The organism is Dactylosporangium thailandense (assembly GCF_059739745.1).
This window is the reverse complement of record NZ_AP029195.1, coordinates 6,191,336-6,209,280: the sequence shown is the minus strand read 5'-3', so window position 1 is coordinate 6,209,280 and position 17,945 is coordinate 6,191,336. Positions and strand designations below refer to the sequence as shown.

Below are 17,945 nucleotides of genomic sequence, written 5' to 3'. Positions count from 1 at the left end.
GTGTGTCAGTGCGGTGTCACCGGAGTTTGAACAGGGCGGTGATGCTCGACCCGTCCCGGGCCGTGGCGGTCACCGCGTAGCAGGCGCCGGGGGTGGCCGGGGTCTTCCAGTTGTACTGGAACTGGCCGTCGGCGTAGTGCAGCGTCGTGGCACCGGTGGCGAGCGTCTCGATCTCGGCCGTCGGCGCGCCGTCGTCGCAGGTCACCTTCCGGGCGCTCATCGTGACCATGGCCGGGTCGGTCAGCTCGGTGGTGCCGGAGTACACCTGGAACTTCATCGGCACCGTGCTGCCGCCCTTGACCGTGTTGGCCACGCCGCCCATCTCGACCGGGCGGTAGAAGCCCCGCACCGTCCACGGCAGCACCGTGTACGTGTGCTCGATCGCGGTCACGTTGCCCGCCAGGTCGGTCGCCGTCGCGGTCAGGGTGTGCGTGCCGACGGCGGTGCTGTAGCCGGTGACGGCGCAGCCGGCCGGGCCGGAGGCGCGGTCGATCGCGGTGCACACCGGGGCGGCCGGGACCGCGCCGAAGTACACCTCGCCGATGGTGGCGGAGAACATCACCGCCGGCGCGACCGTGTCGACCTTGACCGTGGCCGACTTCGTCGCCTCGACGTTGCCCGCGGTGTCGGTCGAGCGGTAGTCGACCTGATGGGTCCCCTGGACGTCGATCGTGACCGGCGAGCCCGGGTAGGCCGTCCAGTCGCCGCCGTCGATCCGGTACTGCGTGCCGGCCGTGGCGACGTCGTCCTTGGCGTCGAGCGTGAAGGACGGGGCCGTCGTGAACCAGCCGTCGTTGCCGTTCGGCTGCCCGGGCGACCAGGCCAGAGCGGTCGTCGGGGGCACCTCGTCCTTCGAGACCGGGGTCACCGTCCACCGATCGAAGTCGTAGACGACGCCTTCGCCGCCCACCGACGCGGTGAAGGTGGCGCCCAGCTTGTCCTGCTGCAGCCACGGAGTGTCGAACAGCTTGAACGAGTCGTAACCGATCGGGGTGCCGTTGATCAGGTGCGTGGCCCCCGGGGCCTGGGCGGGGCTGTCGTAAGTGATGTCGAGCGTGCCGCCGTGGATGCCGTGGTACACCAGGCGCGGATTTTCGTCGCCGACATGGCTGGTGTCCAGGCTCGTCTTCGTGGTGACCGCGGTCGCGAAGGCGTCGAGGTCGGCGTACTCGGACTTGTCCGCGGTATCCAGCACCCAGCCGTTGCGGTCGGCCTGGCTGCGCAGGATGTCGTAGCTGTAGGTGAGCGTCGCCGTCGGGTGGTTCTGCGCCGTCGTCTTCACCTTGTTCGACGGGTCGCTCGGCGTCTGGTGGTACCAGGTCCCGGGCTGCGCCATCTTGAAGGCGAAGTAGGAGGTCCCGGTGTTGACGATCGACCACCCGCCGATGTCGCGCCGCTCGACGATCGAGCCGGTGTCGGGGAACAGCGCGTTGAGGTAGTTCTCGGTCGGGTCCCCGGCCGACTTGAAGACGCCCACGGCCGCGGGACCGTCCTGCATCACCCGGTGCTGGGCCGGATCGTCGTAGGTCCCGATCGGGGCGTTGCCCACGTCGATCGACACGCGGAACACCGACTGCGGGGCGCCGGAGTGCCAGCGCAGCACCATCGGCATGTCTTCGAGCCAGTTGTCGACCCTGCGGTACTGCACCTCGGTGCCCAGCCCCCAGGTGGGGCGGACGTAGGTCGTCCGGTAGATGTCCATCGCGCGACCGCTCGAGTTCTGCAGGTTCGCCTTGTACGAGGTGTAGGACTTGCCGGTCGTCTGGCCGAGCTGCACGGCCAGCGGCGGCGGCGTGTACTTCATCCCCGGCCAGGCCACCAGGCCGGTGTACTCCAGATCCGGGCGGTAGGCCGACGGAGCCAGGTTGTCCGACTCGCCGACGCCCTGCTGCGCCCGGAAGGCGCCGAAGTACGTCCAGGCGAGGGTCGAATGGCTGGCGGCGCGCCAGGTCGGGTCGTCGGCGAGGGTCGAGTCGCCCTTGGCCCGGCTCTCCGTGGAGACCCGGTAGCCGTCGATCCAGTCGTTGGCCCACTCGAACCACATGACGTCCATGGCCATCTTGGCCTTCTGCACCAGCTCGGGGTCGTCGGCCCACTGGTAGACGGCGTTGAGCCCGAAGTACGTCATGAAGGTGTACTCGCTGCTCTCGTACTCTGCCCAGCCACGGTGCACGCCGGCGTCGATCATCGCGAGGATGGCGGCCTTGTTGATGGACTTCAGCTGGTCGCCGGAGTTGCCCTTGAGATCGGACACGTCGGGGAGGTACTGGCCGACGAGGTATCCGGTGACGTAGTTGCTCATCCGCAGGTTCTCGGTCTGCGGGAGCGGCCCGTAGGCGTACTGGGCGAAGTAGCTCCGTACATGGGTGACCATCGTCGGGCTGTACTGGTCGCCGACCATGAGATACCCGTACATCTTTGACAGGGTCTTGTACTGCTCGGCGTCGTAGAGCTGGTACAGCCTGTCGAGCTTGCCGAGGTTCGTGGCCACGTTCTCGTGGTCCCCGAGCTGCGCCACGTACGACGCGGTGTTGATGGCTCCTTCCTCCTCCAACATCGCCTTCGTCTTGTCCCACAGCCACTGCGACCGGCTCCGCTGGTCGCCGGGGTACGGTGCGGGCGCGGTGGGTACGTGCGGGCTGGTGGTCATGGCCAGCGGGGCGCTGGGCGCGCTGACATTCCCGCTGGCGTCCCTGGCCCGCACCGTGAACTGATAGGTCGTGGACGGCACGAGGTTGCCGACGACCGCCAGCGTGGTGGCACCTGTGGTGGACGTGACCAGGTAGCCGTCGCGGTAGACGTCGTAGCCCGTCACGCCGAAGTTGTCGGTTGACGGCGTCCACGTCAAGGAGGCGCTGGTTTCGGACACCTGCCCCTTGGCCAGCCCGGTCGGTACGGTCGGCGGCTGATCGTCGATGACCGGATCGGGCAGTTCGACGACCGAGGGGTTGTCGACCACGATCGCCTCGTCGGTGCCGGTGGTGTTGACCCGGACCTGCCAGCCGAGCTCGACCGTGGTGATGAGACGCTGCCCCCCGTTGGGCACAACGGTGAACGTGTACTGCGGGATGTCGGCGTCGCTGACCCGGGACAAGGCACCGGAGGTGTTCTTGTACGCGGCGGTGGTGGTGAGGGTCAGCTGCGGCGGCACCGGGAACCGGGGCACCAGCTTGTTGTCATAGTTGCCGAACGCGATCTGCGCGAAGATGTCCTTCGCGACCGGCTGGTCGCTTGCCGCACTGCGCTTGAGGTCGAACGACAGGCTGAACTGCCTGGCGGGACTGCCGACCGGCTGCTTGTACACGGCGTTGACCGCGTCGATGAGCGCACCGGTGGAGAAGCGGCGGTAGAAGTAGCTGGGGTTTGCCGCCCCCAGCGCTGAGTCACGCAGCTCGAGGGCGCTGTTGCCGTTGACGCTGACGATCTGCTGCCCGGCTCCGCTGGTCGCGCTGGCGATCGAGAGCGGGCTGGTCGGGCCGTTGAACTCGGTGTCCATGTCGCCCGCGAGGAGATTGGCGGGCTGGGCATCGATTGCGGGTGATGCGAACGCGACGCAGGCCGGTGCCGCGAGTACCAGCGCGGCGGCACACAGGGACGACACCATCCCTCTCAGGATGTTCATGGCTCATCCTTCTCTTTGGGGTGTGCGCATGTGCGGGGGAGTGCTACTTGACCGCCCCCGTGGCCAGTCCTTTGCTCCAGAACGACTGCAGCGACAGGAACATGGCGACGACCGGAATCACCGAGACGAGCGCGCCGGTGACGACGGTGGTGTAGCTGATCGGATAGCCCTGCAGTTCACGCCAGCTGACGAGCCCAACCGTCACCGGTTGCAGCGAGGTGTCGGCCAGCATGAGCGAGGGCAGCAGGAAGTTCGTCCAGATCGCGACGAACTGGAACAGGAAGATCGTGACCATCGCCGGTGCCATCAGCCGCACGCCGATCGTGAAGATGCGAAACTCGCCGGCGCCGTCGAGGCGGCCGGCCTCGATCAGCTGGTCGGGTACCGACGATGCGGCGTAGATCCGGCTGAGATACACGCCGAAGGGGCTGACGATGCTGGGGATGAAGACGGACCAGAAGGTGTTGACGGTTCCGGTGTAGCTGAATACGAGATACAGCGGGATGGCCAGGACGGGCGCGGGCAGCAGGACCGCGGCGAGCACGGTGCCGAAGACCGCCTCGCGCCCCGGGAACGAGAACTTGGCCAGCGCGTACCCGCACATGGACGCCAGCAGCGTGGAGACGATGCCACCGCCGACGGCGTACAGCAGCGAGTTGAGCAGCCAGCGCGAGTAGATGCCACCCTGGGCCCGGAACAGCGTCTGGACGTTGTCCACCAGCGCGAAGTGGCCGCCGAACCAGAAGCCGTTGCCGGAGAACAGTTCGCCCTGGCCCTTGGTGGCCGAGACGACCAGCCACCAGACGGGGACCAGGAAGTAGACGGCGAACAGCGACATGATCAGCAGCACCAGCAGGCGCGTGGCGGGGTTGACCGTCGTGAGTGGACTCGTCCGGGGCCGTCGCCGCCGCGTTGCTGTGACGACGGGCTCGGTGGGTGCCGGGGTCTGCAGGGTGGTGGTCATGAGTCGACGCTCCGGGCCGATGCGCGGAAGACGAGCACGGACAGCACGCAGATGACGGCGCCGAGCACCACGGACTGCGCGGCCGCGTAGTTGAAGTCGTTGGCCGACAGGGACCGCAGCGCGGCCATGATGGGGGTATAGGTGGACGGCAGGTTCGGCGCCACGGCCTTCATGGTCACCGGCTCGTTGTAGAGCTGGGCCGTGCCGATGATGGAGAAGACCAGTGTCAGCAGCAGGGCCGGCCGGATCAGCGGGACCTTGATCAGCAGCGCGGCCTTCCAGCCGGAGCAGCCGTCGAGGGCGGCGGCCTCCATCGTCTCCTCGGGGATGGCCTGCAGGGCAGAGAAGATCAGGATCGTGTTGTATCCGGTCCAGGCCCAGGTCAGGATGTTCGCGATCGAGAACGGCAGGGCGCCGTCGGTGACGAAGCTGACGTGGATGCCCATCGAGGCGAACAGCCGGGCGACGGGGCTCAGCGTGGGGGCGTACAGGAACGACCACACCAGGGCCGCGATCACGCCGGGCAGCCCGTACGGCAGGAAGTAGGCGACCCGGAAGAACTTGCGCCCCGTGGACACCGAGGAGTCGATGAGCAGGGCCAGGATGAGCGCGATGCCGAGCATCACGGGCACCTGGATGACGCCGATGAAGGCCACTCGCCCCAGGGAGCCGAGGAACTCCCCGTCGCCGAACACCCGCGTGTAGTTGTCGAGGCCCGCGAAGACGGTCTCGGCACCGCCGAGGCCGAGGCCCGAGCGTTTCACCGCGAAGAAGCTCTGCGCGATGGAGTAGCCGGCGGGTATCAGGTACACCACCACGAAGAGCACCAGGAACGGCAGGACGAACGGCGCGGCTCGCCGCAGCTCGCGCGCGCGGCCGCGCCGCCGAATCGTCACGTGGGACACGATCAGCCTATCTGTGAAGGACCGGAGATGCGGGTCGCGGGGACGCCGGGGCGGCGCCCCCGCGAGGCGCTACTTACTGACGGAGAACCCCTGCGCCTGCAGCGCGGAGAGCGTGGACTTCTGCGCCCCGCTCAGCGCGTCCTGGTAGGTGCCGCCCTTGGTGGGCACCTTGCCGAGACCGTCGCCCAGCGACGCCGCCGTGGCGCTCATGACCGGGCCCCACTGCCAGTTGGGATTCACCTTGGGGGCCTCGTCCCGGAACAGCTGGTAGATGGCCTGGCCGCCGTAGTAGCTCTCCGGCTTGTCGAGTGCGGCGTTGGCGAGGCCGGACTTCGAGGCCGGAAGGATGGCCGCGGAGGCGATCAGGTTGGACACGGACTGGTCGTTGGTCGACATCCACAGGGCGAACTCGGTGGCCTGCTTCGGATACTTGCAGCCCTTCATGACGGCCGTGGACGACCCGCCCGAGTTGCCGACGGCGTCGGTGGTGCCCCAGCGGGGCATGGGCGCGACGGCCCACTTGCCCGCGGAGTCGCCGGCGTTGTCGCGGATGAGCGAGGCCGACCAGACCGGGCCGACCTCGGACCAGACCTCGCCCTTGCTCCACGCGGAGTAGAGCGCCGCGTCGAAGGCCGGGTAGGAGGCGACGAGACCCTGGGTGAAGAGTCCCTGCCAGTACTGGCCGACCTCGGCGTTGGCCGCGCTGTCGATGGAGACGGTCCACGAGTCGCCCTTGACCCCGAACCAGGCGGCGCCGTGCTGCCAGGCGAATCCGGAGTACAGGTAGGGGTCGGTGGGCAGGTTCATGATGCGCGCCTGCGGGTTGGCGGCCTTCACCGCCGCGGCGGCGGTGGCGAACTCGTCCCAGGTCTTCGGGATCGCGATGTTCGCGTTCTTGAACAGGTCGGCCCGGTAGAACATGGCCATCGGCGCGGTGTCGACGGGCACGCCGTACGCGGCGCCGTTGACGCCGACGTTGTTCCACACCCAGTCGGGGAACTCGGCCCGCTGCGGCTTGACGTACTGGCTGACGTCCTGCAGCACGCCGGCGGCGAGGAAGGTCGAGAACGTCTCGTAGCCGACCTGGGCCAGGCACGGGGCCGTGCCCGCCTTCGCGGCCGTGAGCATCTTGTCGTAGCCGGTCTGCCCGCCGCTGGGCAGGGCCTCGTACTTCACGTGGATGTCGGGGTGGGACTCGTTCCACAGCGCGACGGACTTGTCGTATCCCGCGGCCCAGCCCCAGAAGGTGACGTCCACCGGGCCGCTGGCCTGCGTCCCTGTGTCGCCGCTGCCGCATCCAGCCAGGGCAACGCCGGCGGCGACCGCGGCCGCGATGAGTCTCGCCGTTCGCTTCACCATGTGTCTCTCGATTCCTATGTGGTCCTGTGTGGACAGTTGAGCGTCACGCCGGGCCGCCCGGGGGTGTCCGAAGGGGACGGCCTGCACGCGTGCACGGCTGTTCGCGCCGGATGCGCGTGCCCCCTGAGGCACGGCTTCCCGCGAGGCGTGGGATCTGCTGAGGGTCCGGGCGGCGCTCGGTGAACGTCCCGGGTGTCAGGTGGTTTCCAGGATCGGAGCCGACGCCGAACCGATGTGCGGGCCGGCGGGCACGTGTCGTTTCCCATCTACGTCGATCACGTTAACGTTCGGATACTTGCATACAAGTACACTGGCATGCAACGATCAATTTCATGAGCCCCCGACCCGCACTCGCCCCCGAGCCGGCACCCGCCCCGATCGGCCCGGCGTTGTCGCCGGTCGTCCGCGAGCGTGTGTCGGCCCGGACGTCCGATCGCGTCTACGACGAGTTGGTTTCCGCGATCCGTGAGCTCCGGCTCGCCCCGGGCACGTCGCTGTCCGAGACCGAGCTCGCCGAGCGGCTGCACGTCAGCCGCACGCCGGTGCGCGAGGCGATCGCCCGCCTGACCGACGCGGGGCTCGTGCGCGTCGTGCCGCAGGTCGGCACCCGGGTCGGACTGATCAGCCTGCGCGAGGTGGAAGAGGCGCGTTTCGTCCGCGAGAGCCTGGAGGTCTCGGCGTTCGAGGCCGCCTGCGCGGGCCTCGCGCCGGACGTCAGCGGGCTGCGCGAACTGCTGGAGCAGCAGGAGCGCAGCTACCGCGCCGAGGACTACAACGCGTTCTTCGCCGCAGATGAGGCGCTACATGCCGGGATCTTCGCGCTCAGTGGCTATCCCGGTGCCTGGCAGGTCGTGCAGCGCACGAAGCTCCAGCTGGACCGGCTGCGGCGGCTCACCCTGCCGGACAAGGCCGGCGTGCGGGTGCTGATCGATGAGCATCGCGCAATTGTGGACGTCCTGGAGAAGGCCGACGTCGCGGCCGGGCGGGCACTGATCAGCCGGCACGCCCGGCGCGCCATGGAGCTCGCCCCGTCGTTGCGCGACAAGCACCCGGACTACTTCACCGAGTGACCCGACGACCGCCGCCGGGCCGTGGCCGGCGCGCCACGGCCCGCGCTGGCGTGCGGCTTGAAAGGAATGCCGGCAACGTGATGCGATTCGATGGAAAGACGGTCCTGGTGACCGGGGCGGGCTCCGGGATCGGCCGCGAGATGGCGCGCCGTTTTCTCGCCGAAGGTGCGGCGGTGTACGCGGCGGACCTGGACCCCGCGGATGTGCCGCAGGGCGCCGTCCCGCTCGTGGTCGACGTGACCGATCACGGCTCGGTCGCCGCGGCGGTCTCCCGGGCGGTGGCCGAGACCGGCGCGCTGCATGTCCTGTGCAACAACGCGGGGGCGTCCTCGACCACCGACCCGGTCGCGTGCACCGTCGAGGACTGGGACCGTACCTTCGCGGTCAACAGCCGCGGCGTGTTCCTCGGCACCAAGTTCGCGCTGCCGCACATGCTCGCCCAGCGGTACGGTGCCATCGTCAACACCGCGTCCGTGGCCGGTCTGGTCGGGCTGCCCGACCGCGCCGCCTACTGTGCGAGCAAGGGTGCGGTCATCGCCTTCACCCGCCAGGTCGCGGTGCAGTACGCGGGGACCGGGGTCCGGTGCAACAGCATCTGCCCCGGCACGGTCGACTCACCGTGGGTGGGGCGGCTGCTCGCGGCGGCCGGCGATCCGGACCGCGCCCGCGACCAACTCGTCGCCCGGCAGCCGATGGGCCGGCTCGGCACGCCGGAGGAAGTCGCAGCGGCCGCGCTCTACCTCGCCTCCGACGATGCCGCGTTCGTTACCGGCACTGAACTTGTCCTCGACGGCGGGCTCCTCGCCGGCTGAAAACCGCTACCAACGAACGGAAACGGGCAGGATGGCCATCCGCATCAGCCTTGGTCACATCGACAAATACGACTCGAACATCGCGACATTCGCCCACCAGCTCGGGCTGAGCAGCATCCAGTTGCACACACCCGATCTGCTGCCCGGCGTCGACGGCCACTGGAGCCTGCCGGAGTTGCGGGCACTGCGGGACCGCTGCGACGCCGACGGGCTGGCGATCGACGGCCTGGAGAACGTCCCGCTGGAGCACTTCTGGAAGATCCAGCGCGGGCTGCCCGGCCGGGACGAGCAGATCGAGAACTACCACAAGACCATCCGCAACCTCGCCGCGGTCGGCATTGACCTGCTGGGCTACAACTTTCTCGGCACGTACGTCTGGCGCACCGACATGGCCGCGCGCGGACGCGGCGGCGCCAAGGTCACCGCGTTCGACCTGGCCGACGTGCCCGCCGGCAACGCCCTCGCCGGGCACCGGCTCACGCCTGACCGGCCCGTCGGCGAGCCGATCACTGCCGAGCAGATGTGGGCCAACCACCAGTACTTCCTCGATGCGGTGCTGCCGGTGGCCGAGGAGGTGGGGGTGCGGCTGGCCCTGCACCCCGACGACCCGCCCGTCGACGAGCCGCTGGGCGGCATAGCCCGGATCTTCACGTCCCCGGCCGCCCTCGGCAAGGCGCTCGAGCAGGCCGGCGGCAGCCCGTCATGGGGGCTGAACCTGTGCCTCGGGACGGTGTCGGAAATGGACGGCGAGCGCAGCGTCAACGAGGTCATCGACCTGCTGGGACCGGCCATCCTCTACGTGCATTTCCGGGACGTCCGCGGCACCGTGCCCCGCTTCACCGAGTGTTTCATCGGTGAGGGTAACTACAACCCGGCCCGCGTGCTGCGGCGCCTGCACGACGCCGGATTCGACGGGTTCCTCATCGACGACCACGTCCCGGCGATGATCGGCGACGTGGACACCTGGGGCGACATCTCGTCCGAGGCGTACTGCAGCCGGGGCCGGGCGCACGCGATCGGTTACCTGCAGGGCGTCCTGAACGGGATGGGGCTCGACGAGCGAGACGGCACACGCGCATGACGGCGCAATGGATTCGGTGGCCCGCCAACGTCGTCGCCCGGTTCGGCGGCCAGCCGGTGGCTTTCGGCGGCGACTACAACCCCGAGCAGTGGGACGACAGCGTGTGGCCGCAGGACGTGCGGCTGATGCGCGAGGCCGGCGTCAACCTCGTGACGGTCGGCGTCTTCTCCTGGTCGGTGCTGCAGCCGTCGCCCAGCCGCTGGAACTTCGGCTGGCTGGATCGGGTGCTCGATCTGCTGCACGCCGGCGACATCGCGGTCGATCTCGCCACTGCCACCGCGTCGCCGCCACCGTGGCTCACCACACGGTTTCCGGAGGTGCTGCCCGTCGACCGGCACGGCCGGGTGATGGCGCAGGGCGGCCGCCAGGCCTGGTCGCCGTCGTCGCCGGTCTACCGCGAACATTCGCTCGCGCTGGTGGAGAAGATGGCCGAGCGCTACGGCGCGCACCCGGCCCTTGCCCTGTGGCACGTCTCCAACGAACTCGGCGGCCACAACTCCCGGTCCTACGACGGTGCCACCGCCGTAGCGTTCCGGGCCTGGCTCAGGCACCGGTACGCGGACTCGCTCGACGAGCTCAACGCCGCATGGAGCACTGCCGCCTGGAGCCAGGCCTACTCGGCATGGGAGGAGGTCCAGCCGCCGCGGCTGACCTTCACCGACTCGAACCCGACGCAGCTGCTGGACTTCGACCGGTTCAGTTCGGACCAGCTGCGCGAGCAGTTGCGGGCGGAGCTCGCCGTGCTGCGGCGGGTCACCCCGGACATGCCGGTGACCACGAACCTGGTGCTGTTCGACGCCGGCAAGAACATGGACTACAGCTCGTGGACCGCCGACCTGGATCTCGTCGCGAGCGACCACTACCTGCGCCCGACGCCCGACGCCCAGTCCGAGCTGTCGTTCTCGGCCGACCGGGCCCGCGGCCTGGCGGCGGGCAAGCCGTGGCTGCTCATGGAGACGGCCACCGGAGCCACGAGCTGGCGTGCGGTCAATCCCGCGAAGCGCCCCGGGCAACTCCAGCGCGACGTGTTCGCGCACGTCGCGCGCGGAGCCGACGGCATCTGCTTCTTCCAGTGGCGCGCCGCCCAGGCCGGGGCCGAACGGTTCCACTCCGCGATGCTCCCGCACGCCGGGTCCGGCAGCCGCAAGTTCCGGGAGGTCGCGGCGCTCGGCGCGCAGCTGGCGGCCTGCGCCGAGGTGCTCGGCACCCGAGTGGTCGCGGACTGCGCGCTGGTGTTCTCGGAGGAGTCGTGGTGGGCCGCCGACCGCGAAGGGCACCCGCACAACGGTCTGTCCTACATGGAGAACGCGCTGCGGTGGTATCGGAGCCTGCGCGACGCGGGCATCACCGTCGACGTCGTGCCACCGTCGGCCGACCTGTCCGGCTACCGGCTGATCGTCGTACCCATGCTCTACCTGGTCTCGGACCGCGACGCGGCCGCCATCGCGGAAGCCGCGTACGCGGGCGCGACCGTGCTGGTCACCTACTTCTCGGGCATCGTCGACCCGCTCGACCGGGTGCGGCTCGGCGGCTACCCCGGGGCGTTCCGGGACCTGCTCGGCGTGCGCGTGGAGGAGTTCGCGCCGCTGCCGGAGGCGGACCGCGTGGACATCGACGGGGTCACCGGAGCCACCGCGGTCTCGACTTGGCACGAGGAGATCGACCTCACGGACGCGGTGGCCGAGGCGTGGTACGTCGGCGGCGACTTCGCGGGCGCGCCGGCGGTCACCCGCGCCGTCCGCGGAGCCGGGGAGGCATGGTACGCGGGAGTCGAGCTGGACGACGACGCCCGCGCCCGCCTGGTGGCGGCGCTCGCCGATCGCTCGGCCGTGACGTCGGCCGGCACGCCAGACGGGCTCGAGGTCGTCGTGCGCCGGTCCGCCGAGCACGAGTACACCTTCCTGATCAACCATGGCGTCACCGCGACGAGGGTGGCGGGGTCCGGAACCGACCTGCTGGACGGATCCGTCCACAGCGCAGAGATCATGGTGCCGGCGGGCCGGGTGCGGATCGTCAAGGCGGGACGGGCACCTCGTCAGGGAGGACATCGGGAGCCCACGGAAGCGATGCGAGCCCGATGAACCTTCGGGTCGACCACGCCCTCGGCCGGTCGGTGACCATCCGCACCGGCGGCGTCGCGCTGCTCAGCTACGTGTACCGCCCGGACACCCCGCGGCTGGAGTCGCCCAAGCCCTATCTGCATCCGATCCGGACGCTGGCCGGTGATCTGGTGTCCGTGTTCCGTCCGCACGACCACGTCTGGCACAAGGGTCTCGCCTGGTCGCTGCCGCACGTCGCGGAGCACAACTTCTGGGGCGGCCCTACGTACGTCCGCGGCAGCGGCTACGTCCAGCTGGACAACAACGGCAGCGCCGTGCACCGGTCCATGAACCACCTGTCCGCCGACGGCGACACCGCATCCCTGGCCCACGAGCTCGACTGGATCTCCCGGCCGGGCGACATGGTGCTCGACGAGCACCGGACGCTGACCGCCGCCCTGGTCGACGACCAGACCTGGACGCTGGTCTTCGACACAGCCACGACCAACGTCTCCGACGGCACCCTCACCTTCGGCTCGCCCGCCACCGAAGGCCGCGAGAACGCCGGCTACGGCGGTCTCTTCTGGCGCGGCCCCCGCTCGTTCACGGGCGGCATCGTCCAATCACCGGACGGCGTCGGCGGTGACGACCTTCGCGGGGCCCGTGCCGAGTGGTTCGCCTTCCGCGGCAGGCACGACGAAACCGGCCGCTCGTCGACGATCGTCATCGTCGACGACGCCGGAAACCCCCGGCACCCGCCGCAGTGGTTCGCCCGCAGCGAAGCGTTCGCCTGCCTCAACCCGGCGCCGTTCTTCAGTGCGGAACTCGAACTGGCCCCTGGTGCCACGGTCGGCTTCCGGTACGCCCTCGTCATCACCGCCGGCGATCACGGCGACGAGGGCACCGCCGCGCTCGCGGACCACGGCCGGGCCGCGCTGGCCCGGCCGGGGGTGGTCTAGGTGACCGACCAGGGCGGACGCCTCCCCGCGGTACGGCGCCGGGCCATCCTCGATCTGCTCGCCGAACAGGAGTTCGTCACGATCGAGCAAGTGCAGGCGGCCACGGGCACCTCCAGCTCCACCGTGCAGCGAGACCTCGGAGCGCTCGCCGCCGCGGGCGCCTTGTCGCGGATTCGGGGCGGAGCCAGGAGGCGATCGCCCGACATCGCCGCACTACGTTCGGCGCTCAACCAGTTACGTCGCACGCTCGACAGCGGCGACCTCCACGCGGTCGAACGCACGATGCGCTGGGCGCTCAGTCTCTGTGAGGGAGTTCGGTACCGCGAGCGCCGGCCGGACGTCGACAACGGGCCTGGCGCATGACGGCACCGTCGCCGGCGTCACAGCCACCTGGACGTGCCCGGACAGCTCCGCCGGCCATGGAGCGCCCGGATACCTGGCTGTCGGCGCCGGTCGAGCCAACTGTCCATAGTGGAACGCCGGGCGGGCGGCGCCACACGCTACTAGCGGCCGCAGACAACGTTGTCTAAACTCTGTTCCGCGCAGCTGATCAAGAACCGTCGTGGCACGACAGCTGCAGCGACAGTTCCCCAGCGCGGCTGGCCCCCGCGCCGCGCGCTGCGGGGCCCGCGAACGGCAGCAAGGAGTCCATTGTGGAGTTCGACGGCAAGGTCGCCATCGTCACCGGCGGACTGAGCGGCATCGGCCGCGCGACCGCCGAGGTGCTCTCGGCGCGCGGCGCGACCGTCGTCGCTGTCGGCCTGCCACCGGCGGCCGGGGTCGAGGCCGAGCTTCCCGGCGTTGAGTACGCCGAACTCTCCGTGACCGACGAGGCGGCCACGGCCCGGCTCATCGCTCGCGTCGCGGCCGACCACGGCGGACTGGACATCGTGGTCGCCGCGGCCGGGATCCAGCGCTACGGCACGGCGGCGGACACCACGGCCGACGCGTGGAACGAGGTGCTCGCCGTCAACGTGACCGGCGCGTTCCACACGGTCAAGCACGCGCTGCCGCACCTGCGCGCCCGCGGGTCGGGCTCGATCGTGCTCGTCTCCTCCGTCCAGTCCTTCATCACCCAGAGCGCGGTCGCGGCGTACACCACCAGCAAGGGCGCGCTCAACGCCTTCGCCCGGTCGCTCGCCATCGACGAGGCGAAGCACGGGATCAGGGCCAACACCGTCTGCCCCGCCTCGGTGGACACGCCGATGCTGCGCACCTCCGCGCGCATGTTCTCCGACGGCACCGACGAAGGCACCCAGGCCCTCGTCGAATCCTGGGGGCGCAGCCACCCACTGGGACGGGTGGCGCGGCCGGAGGAGGTCGCCGAGGCGATCGCCTTCCTCGCCGGCGACCGCGCCAGCTTCATCACCGGCGTCGCGCTGCCCGTCGACGGCGGACTGCTCGCCAACGCCGCCGTGGTGCTCCCCGAATGACGCCGGCGACAACGCCCGGGGTCGCGGTCGCCGGCCGGGCCCGGGTCGGCGAGGGTCCGGTATGGGATGCGCCCAGCGGCCGCCTGCACTGGGTGGACATCCCGGCCGGGCACATCCACACCAGCGACCCGACGACCGGGCAGACCAGCACGCTGACACTTCCGACGCAGGTCGGCGCGGCGGTACCCCGCCGCAGCGGGGGCTTCGTCGCCGCGGTGGCCGAGGGCTTCGCCAGCGTCGAGGCCGGCATGACCGTCCGGTGCGCGATCCTGCCGGAGGGGGAGCGCATGAACGACGCGAAGTGCGACCGGCACGGGCGGCTCTGGGCCGGCAGCACCACGATGGATTTCCAGCCGGGCCGGGGCGCCCTGCACGTGCTCAGCCCCGACTGGACGACTCGCGTGGTCCTGGAGGGACTGACGCTGCCCAACGGGCTCGACTGGAGTCCCGACGGGCGCACCTTCTACCTCGCCGACACCATGGCGGGCGAGATCTCGGCCTTCGACGCCGACCTGGAGCGTGCCACGATCGGCCGCCGGCGCACGTTCGCCCGGTTCCCCCAGGACAGGGGCATGCCGGACGGGCTCACCGTCGACGCCACCGGCTGTCTCTGGGTGGCGATGTGGGGCGGCGACCGGGTGGTGCGCCTCTCACCGGACGCCGACCTGCTCGGCGAGCTGCCCATGCCCGTGCACCAGCCCTCCTCCTGCGCCTTCGGCGGCCCCGCCCTCGACGTTCTGTACATCACGTCGGCCCGCGAGGGTCTGGACCTGGCCGACGACGACCCCACGGGATCGGTGTTCGCGGTCAACGGGCTGGGCGTGGCGGGAACGCCGGCCACGATGTTCGCGGGGTGAGCATGCCGATGAGCACCGAGAACCCCGCCGGCCCGCCCCGGCTCGCCCCCATCGACGACGAGTTGCTGGGCGCGCTGGAGCGGGCCGCACCCGGCGCGACCCGGGCCCGCGCCAGCGATCGGCTCGGCATGGCCCATGACGCCTCGCACTACCTGCTCACGCCCCAGGCGGTACTCGTACCACGCGACGCCGGGCAGGTGGCGGCGCTCATGCGCGCCGCCGCCGGGCTGCGACTTGGTGTCACGTTCCGCTCCGGTGGCACCAGCCTCAGCGGGCAGGCCGGCACCGAGCATCTGCTCGTCGACGTCCGCCGGCACTTCCGCACCGTCGAGGTCCTCGACGGCGGCGCCCGGGTCCGGGTGCAGCCCGGCGCGGTGCTGCGCCAGGTCAACGCCCGCCTCGCGCCGTACGGCCGCCGGCTCGGCCCGGACCCGGCCAGCGAGTCGGCGTGCACGATCGGCGGCGTCATCGCCAACAACTCCAGCGGCATGACCTGCGGAACGCACGCCAACACCTACCAGACCCTGGAGTCGATGACGCTAGTGCTGCCCAGCGGCACCGTCGTCGACACCGCCGCACCCGACGCCGACGCGCGGCTGCGCGCCCACGAGCCGGCCCTGACCGGCGCCATCGAGCGGCTGCGCGACCGGGTCCGCGGCAACCCGGACTCGGTGCGGCGCATCACGGCGCAGTTCGCGATGAAGAACACCATGGGCTACGGCCTCAACAGCTTCCTCGACCACACCACGCCCGCGCAGATCCTCGCCCACCTCGTCATCGGCAGCGAGGGCACCCTCGGCTTCGTCGCCGAGGCCGTCCTGCGGACCGTCCCGGTCCACCCCGCGGTCTCGACCGGGCTGGTGGTCTTTCCCACGCTGCGCGAGGCGATGGCGGTCATGCCGGAGCTGGTGGCGGCCGCACCCGCGGCGGTCGAACTGCTCGACGCCGAGTCCCTTCGGGTCGCCCGTGCGCAGGACGCCTCGGCCCTCGATCTGGTCGTCGACCGTCACGCCGCGCTGCTGGTCGAGTGGCAGGAGCCGGACGCCGAACGCCTCACCGAGCGCGAACGGCGGGCCGGACAGCTCTTCGCCGGATGGAACCTCGCCGTCCCGGCCAAGCTGAGCCGGGACGCGACCGCACGCGCCGGACTGTGGCACATCCGCAAGGGGCTGTACGCCGCGGTCGCCGGGGCCCGGCCGTCCGGCACCGTCGCGCTGCTGGAGGACGTGGCCGTCCCGGTGCCCGCCCTCGCCGACCTGTGCGACGACCTCGCCGGCCTGTTCGACCGGCACCGGTACGAGCGCAGCGTCATCTTCGGCCACGCCAAGGACGGCAACCTGCACTTCATGCTCAACGAGAAGTTCGGCGCCGGCGACGACGTGCAGCGCTACGCGGACTTCACCGAGGAGATGATCGACGCCGTCCTGGGCCGCGGCGGCACGCTCAAGGCCGAGCACGGCACCGGCCGGGTCATGGCCCCGTTCGTCGGGCGGCAGTACGGTGACGAGCTCTTCGACATCATGCTCGAGGTCAAGCGGCACTGCGACCCGGCCGGCACCCTGAACCCCGGGGTGCTGCTCACCGACGATCCGCGGGCGCACCTGCGTCACCTCAAGCCGGTCGTCACCGTCGAGCCCGAGGTCGACCGGTGCGTCGAGTGCGGCTACTGCGAGCCGGTGTGCCCCAGCCGCGACCTCACCACCACCCCGCGGCAGCGCATCGTCCTGCGCCGGGAGATCACCGCCGCCGTGGCCGGTGGCGACACCGCGCTCGCCCGGCAGCTGGAGCGGGAGTACCGCTACGACGCCGTCGACACCTGCGCCGTCGACGGCATGTGCGCCACCGCCTGCCCCGTGCTCATCAACACCGGCGATCTCACCAAGCGGCTGCGCGCCGGGCACCACGGCCGCGCTGCCCGGCAGGCGTGGAGCGCGGCCGCGAAGCACTGGGACACGGCGACCCGGGCCATGAACCTCGCCCTGGACCTGGCGGCGGCGGTGCCGCCCGGCGTCGCCGAGGCCACCACCCGGGCCGCCCGCCGCATCGGCAACCCCGATGTCGTGCCGGCCTGGAGCCGCGACCTGCCGCGCGGCGGCATCCGGCGCCGCGCGGCACCCGATCCGGCCGCCGGTGCCGTCTACCTGCCCTCGTGCCTGAACACCATGTTCGCCCCGGCCCGCGGCGGCGACGGCGTCATGGCCGCGGTGCGCAGGCTTGCCGACCGGGCCGGCGTCCGGCTGCACATCCCCGCGGGGGTGGGCGACCTGTGCTGCGGCACCCCATGGTCGTCCAAGGGCCTGACGGACGGGTACGAGATCATGCGGCACCGCGTCCGCGACGTCCTCGCCGCCGCGACGGACAACGGCCGGCTCCCGGTCGTCACCGACGCCGCCTCCTGCACGGAGGGTCTCCACCGCCTGCTCGCCGAGGTCACCCCGGCCGTCGAGGTCGTCGACGCCGTGACCTTCGTGGCCGAGCACGTGCTGCCACGGCTGCCCGCCGGCCGGCGCCTGCCCTCGCTGGCGCTGCATCCCACCTGCTCCTCCACCCGTCTCGGCCTCGACGCCGCGATCGCTCGCATCGCCGGCGCGGTGGCCGAGCGCGTCGTCGTCCCGGAGGACTGGCAGTGCTGCGCCTTCGCCGGGGACCGCGGCCTGCTGCACCCGCAGCTCACCGCCTCCGCCACCCGCGGCGAGGCGGAGGCCGTCGGGCGCGGCGGATGCGCCGCCCACGCCTCGGTCAACCGCACCTGCGAGATCGGGATGAGCCGGGCCACCGGCCACACGTACCACCATCTGCTGGAACTGCTCGACCGGATCACCGCATCCGACTGACGCGAAGGCT

At 70.8% G+C, this 17,945-nt stretch carries 13 protein-coding genes; 9 read left to right on the top strand and 4 right to left on the bottom strand.

The window, feature by feature from the left end:
* Positions 1 to 16: 16 nt before the first annotated feature.
* The 4 genes from AC6JBM_RS27225 to AC6JBM_RS27210 all read right to left on the bottom strand — a co-directional run bounded on the left by AC6JBM_RS27225 (position 17) and on the right by AC6JBM_RS27210 (position 6,850).
* The gene (locus AC6JBM_RS27225) at positions 17 to 3,622 is read right to left on the bottom strand and encodes a PxKF domain-containing protein (protein ID WP_497976901.1); all 3,606 of its coding nucleotides are present in this window, start codon (positions 3,620 to 3,622) and stop codon (positions 17 to 19) included.
* Positions 3,623 to 3,665: 43 nt separating this feature from the next.
* Complete coding sequence (locus AC6JBM_RS27220; RefSeq protein WP_497976900.1) at positions 3,666 to 4,586, bottom strand: carbohydrate ABC transporter permease; 921 nt, start codon at positions 4,584 to 4,586, stop codon at positions 3,666 to 3,668.
* Entirely contained in the window at positions 4,583 to 5,482 is a 900-nt protein-coding gene (locus AC6JBM_RS27215) for a carbohydrate ABC transporter permease (protein WP_497976899.1), read from the bottom strand. The genes AC6JBM_RS27220 and AC6JBM_RS27215 overlap by 4 nt, the downstream gene beginning before the upstream one ends.
* 78 nt (positions 5,483 to 5,560) lie before the next feature.
* The gene (locus AC6JBM_RS27210) at positions 5,561 to 6,850 is read right to left on the bottom strand and encodes an ABC transporter substrate-binding protein (RefSeq protein WP_497976898.1); all 1,290 of its coding nucleotides are present in this window, start codon (positions 6,848 to 6,850) and stop codon (positions 5,561 to 5,563) included.
* A 332-nt stretch (positions 6,851 to 7,182) separates the two neighbouring features.
* Here AC6JBM_RS27210 and AC6JBM_RS27205 point away from each other — a divergent pair, with 332 nt between their 5' ends.
* The 9 genes from AC6JBM_RS27205 (at position 7,183) to AC6JBM_RS27165 (ending at position 17,935) form a co-directional block, all read left to right on the top strand.
* On the top strand, positions 7,183 to 7,920 hold the full coding sequence (locus AC6JBM_RS27205) for a GntR family transcriptional regulator (RefSeq protein WP_497976897.1): 738 nt from the start codon (positions 7,183 to 7,185) through the stop codon (positions 7,918 to 7,920).
* 80 nt (positions 7,921 to 8,000) lie between these two features.
* Positions 8,001 to 8,732 (top strand): SDR family NAD(P)-dependent oxidoreductase, encoded by a 732-nt coding sequence (locus tag AC6JBM_RS27200; RefSeq protein WP_497976896.1) that lies wholly within the window; start codon positions 8,001 to 8,003, stop codon positions 8,730 to 8,732.
* Between the two features lie 31 nt (positions 8,733 to 8,763).
* Positions 8,764 to 9,813, top strand: a complete 1,050-nt coding sequence (locus AC6JBM_RS27195) for a mannonate dehydratase (RefSeq protein WP_497976895.1) — start codon at positions 8,764 to 8,766, stop codon at positions 9,811 to 9,813.
* Positions 9,810 to 11,894, top strand: a complete 2,085-nt coding sequence (locus AC6JBM_RS27190; RefSeq protein WP_497976894.1) for a beta-galactosidase — start codon at positions 9,810 to 9,812, stop codon at positions 11,892 to 11,894. The genes AC6JBM_RS27195 and AC6JBM_RS27190 overlap by 4 nt, the downstream gene beginning before the upstream one ends.
* Positions 11,891 to 12,811, top strand: a complete 921-nt coding sequence (locus AC6JBM_RS27185; protein WP_497986393.1) for a DUF6807 domain-containing protein — start codon at positions 11,891 to 11,893, stop codon at positions 12,809 to 12,811. The genes AC6JBM_RS27190 and AC6JBM_RS27185 overlap by 4 nt, the downstream gene beginning before the upstream one ends.
* Entirely contained in the window at positions 12,812 to 13,174 is a 363-nt protein-coding gene (locus tag AC6JBM_RS27180; protein ID WP_497986392.1) for a DeoR family transcriptional regulator, read from the top strand.
* A gap of 290 nt (positions 13,175 to 13,464) precedes the next feature.
* Complete coding sequence (locus AC6JBM_RS27175) at positions 13,465 to 14,244, top strand: SDR family NAD(P)-dependent oxidoreductase (protein ID WP_497986391.1); 780 nt, start codon at positions 13,465 to 13,467, stop codon at positions 14,242 to 14,244.
* Positions 14,241 to 15,101: an SMP-30/gluconolactonase/LRE family protein gene (locus AC6JBM_RS27170; RefSeq protein ID WP_497986390.1), complete on the top strand. Its 861-nt coding sequence runs from the start codon at positions 14,241 to 14,243 to the stop codon at positions 15,099 to 15,101. Before AC6JBM_RS27175 ends, AC6JBM_RS27170 begins: the two co-directional genes overlap by 4 nt.
* 8 nt (positions 15,102 to 15,109) lie before the next feature.
* Complete coding sequence (locus tag AC6JBM_RS27165) at positions 15,110 to 17,935, top strand: FAD-binding and (Fe-S)-binding domain-containing protein (protein ID WP_497986389.1); 2,826 nt, start codon at positions 15,110 to 15,112, stop codon at positions 17,933 to 17,935.
* The last annotated feature ends 10 nt before the right edge of the window (positions 17,936 to 17,945 follow it).

What these genes read in the sequence shown, in the direction of transcription:
- AC6JBM_RS27225 (WP_497976901.1), bottom strand. Translation starts at nt 3,622, where the DNA reads ATGAACATCCTGAGAGGGATGGTGTCGTCCCTGTGTGCCGCCGCGCTG.
- AC6JBM_RS27205 (WP_497976897.1), top strand. Translation starts at nt 7,183, where the DNA reads ATGAGCCCCCGACCCGCACTCGCCCCCGAGCCGGCACCCGCCCCGATC.
- AC6JBM_RS27210 (WP_497976898.1), bottom strand. Translation starts at nt 6,850, where the DNA reads ATGGTGAAGCGAACGGCGAGACTCATCGCGGCCGCGGTCGCCGCCGGC.
- AC6JBM_RS27165 (WP_497986389.1), top strand. Translation starts at nt 15,110, where the DNA reads ATGAGCACCGAGAACCCCGCCGGCCCGCCCCGGCTCGCCCCCATCGAC.
- AC6JBM_RS27195 (WP_497976895.1), top strand. Translation starts at nt 8,764, where the DNA reads ATGGCCATCCGCATCAGCCTTGGTCACATCGACAAATACGACTCGAAC.
- AC6JBM_RS27220 (WP_497976900.1), bottom strand. Translation starts at nt 4,586, where the DNA reads ATGACCACCACCCTGCAGACCCCGGCACCCACCGAGCCCGTCGTCACA.
- AC6JBM_RS27170 (WP_497986390.1), top strand. Translation starts at nt 14,241, where the DNA reads ATGACGCCGGCGACAACGCCCGGGGTCGCGGTCGCCGGCCGGGCCCGG.
- AC6JBM_RS27200 (WP_497976896.1), top strand. Translation starts at nt 8,001, where the DNA reads ATGCGATTCGATGGAAAGACGGTCCTGGTGACCGGGGCGGGCTCCGGG.
- AC6JBM_RS27185 (WP_497986393.1), top strand. Translation starts at nt 11,891, where the DNA reads ATGAACCTTCGGGTCGACCACGCCCTCGGCCGGTCGGTGACCATCCGC.
- AC6JBM_RS27190 (WP_497976894.1), top strand. Translation starts at nt 9,810, where the DNA reads ATGACGGCGCAATGGATTCGGTGGCCCGCCAACGTCGTCGCCCGGTTC.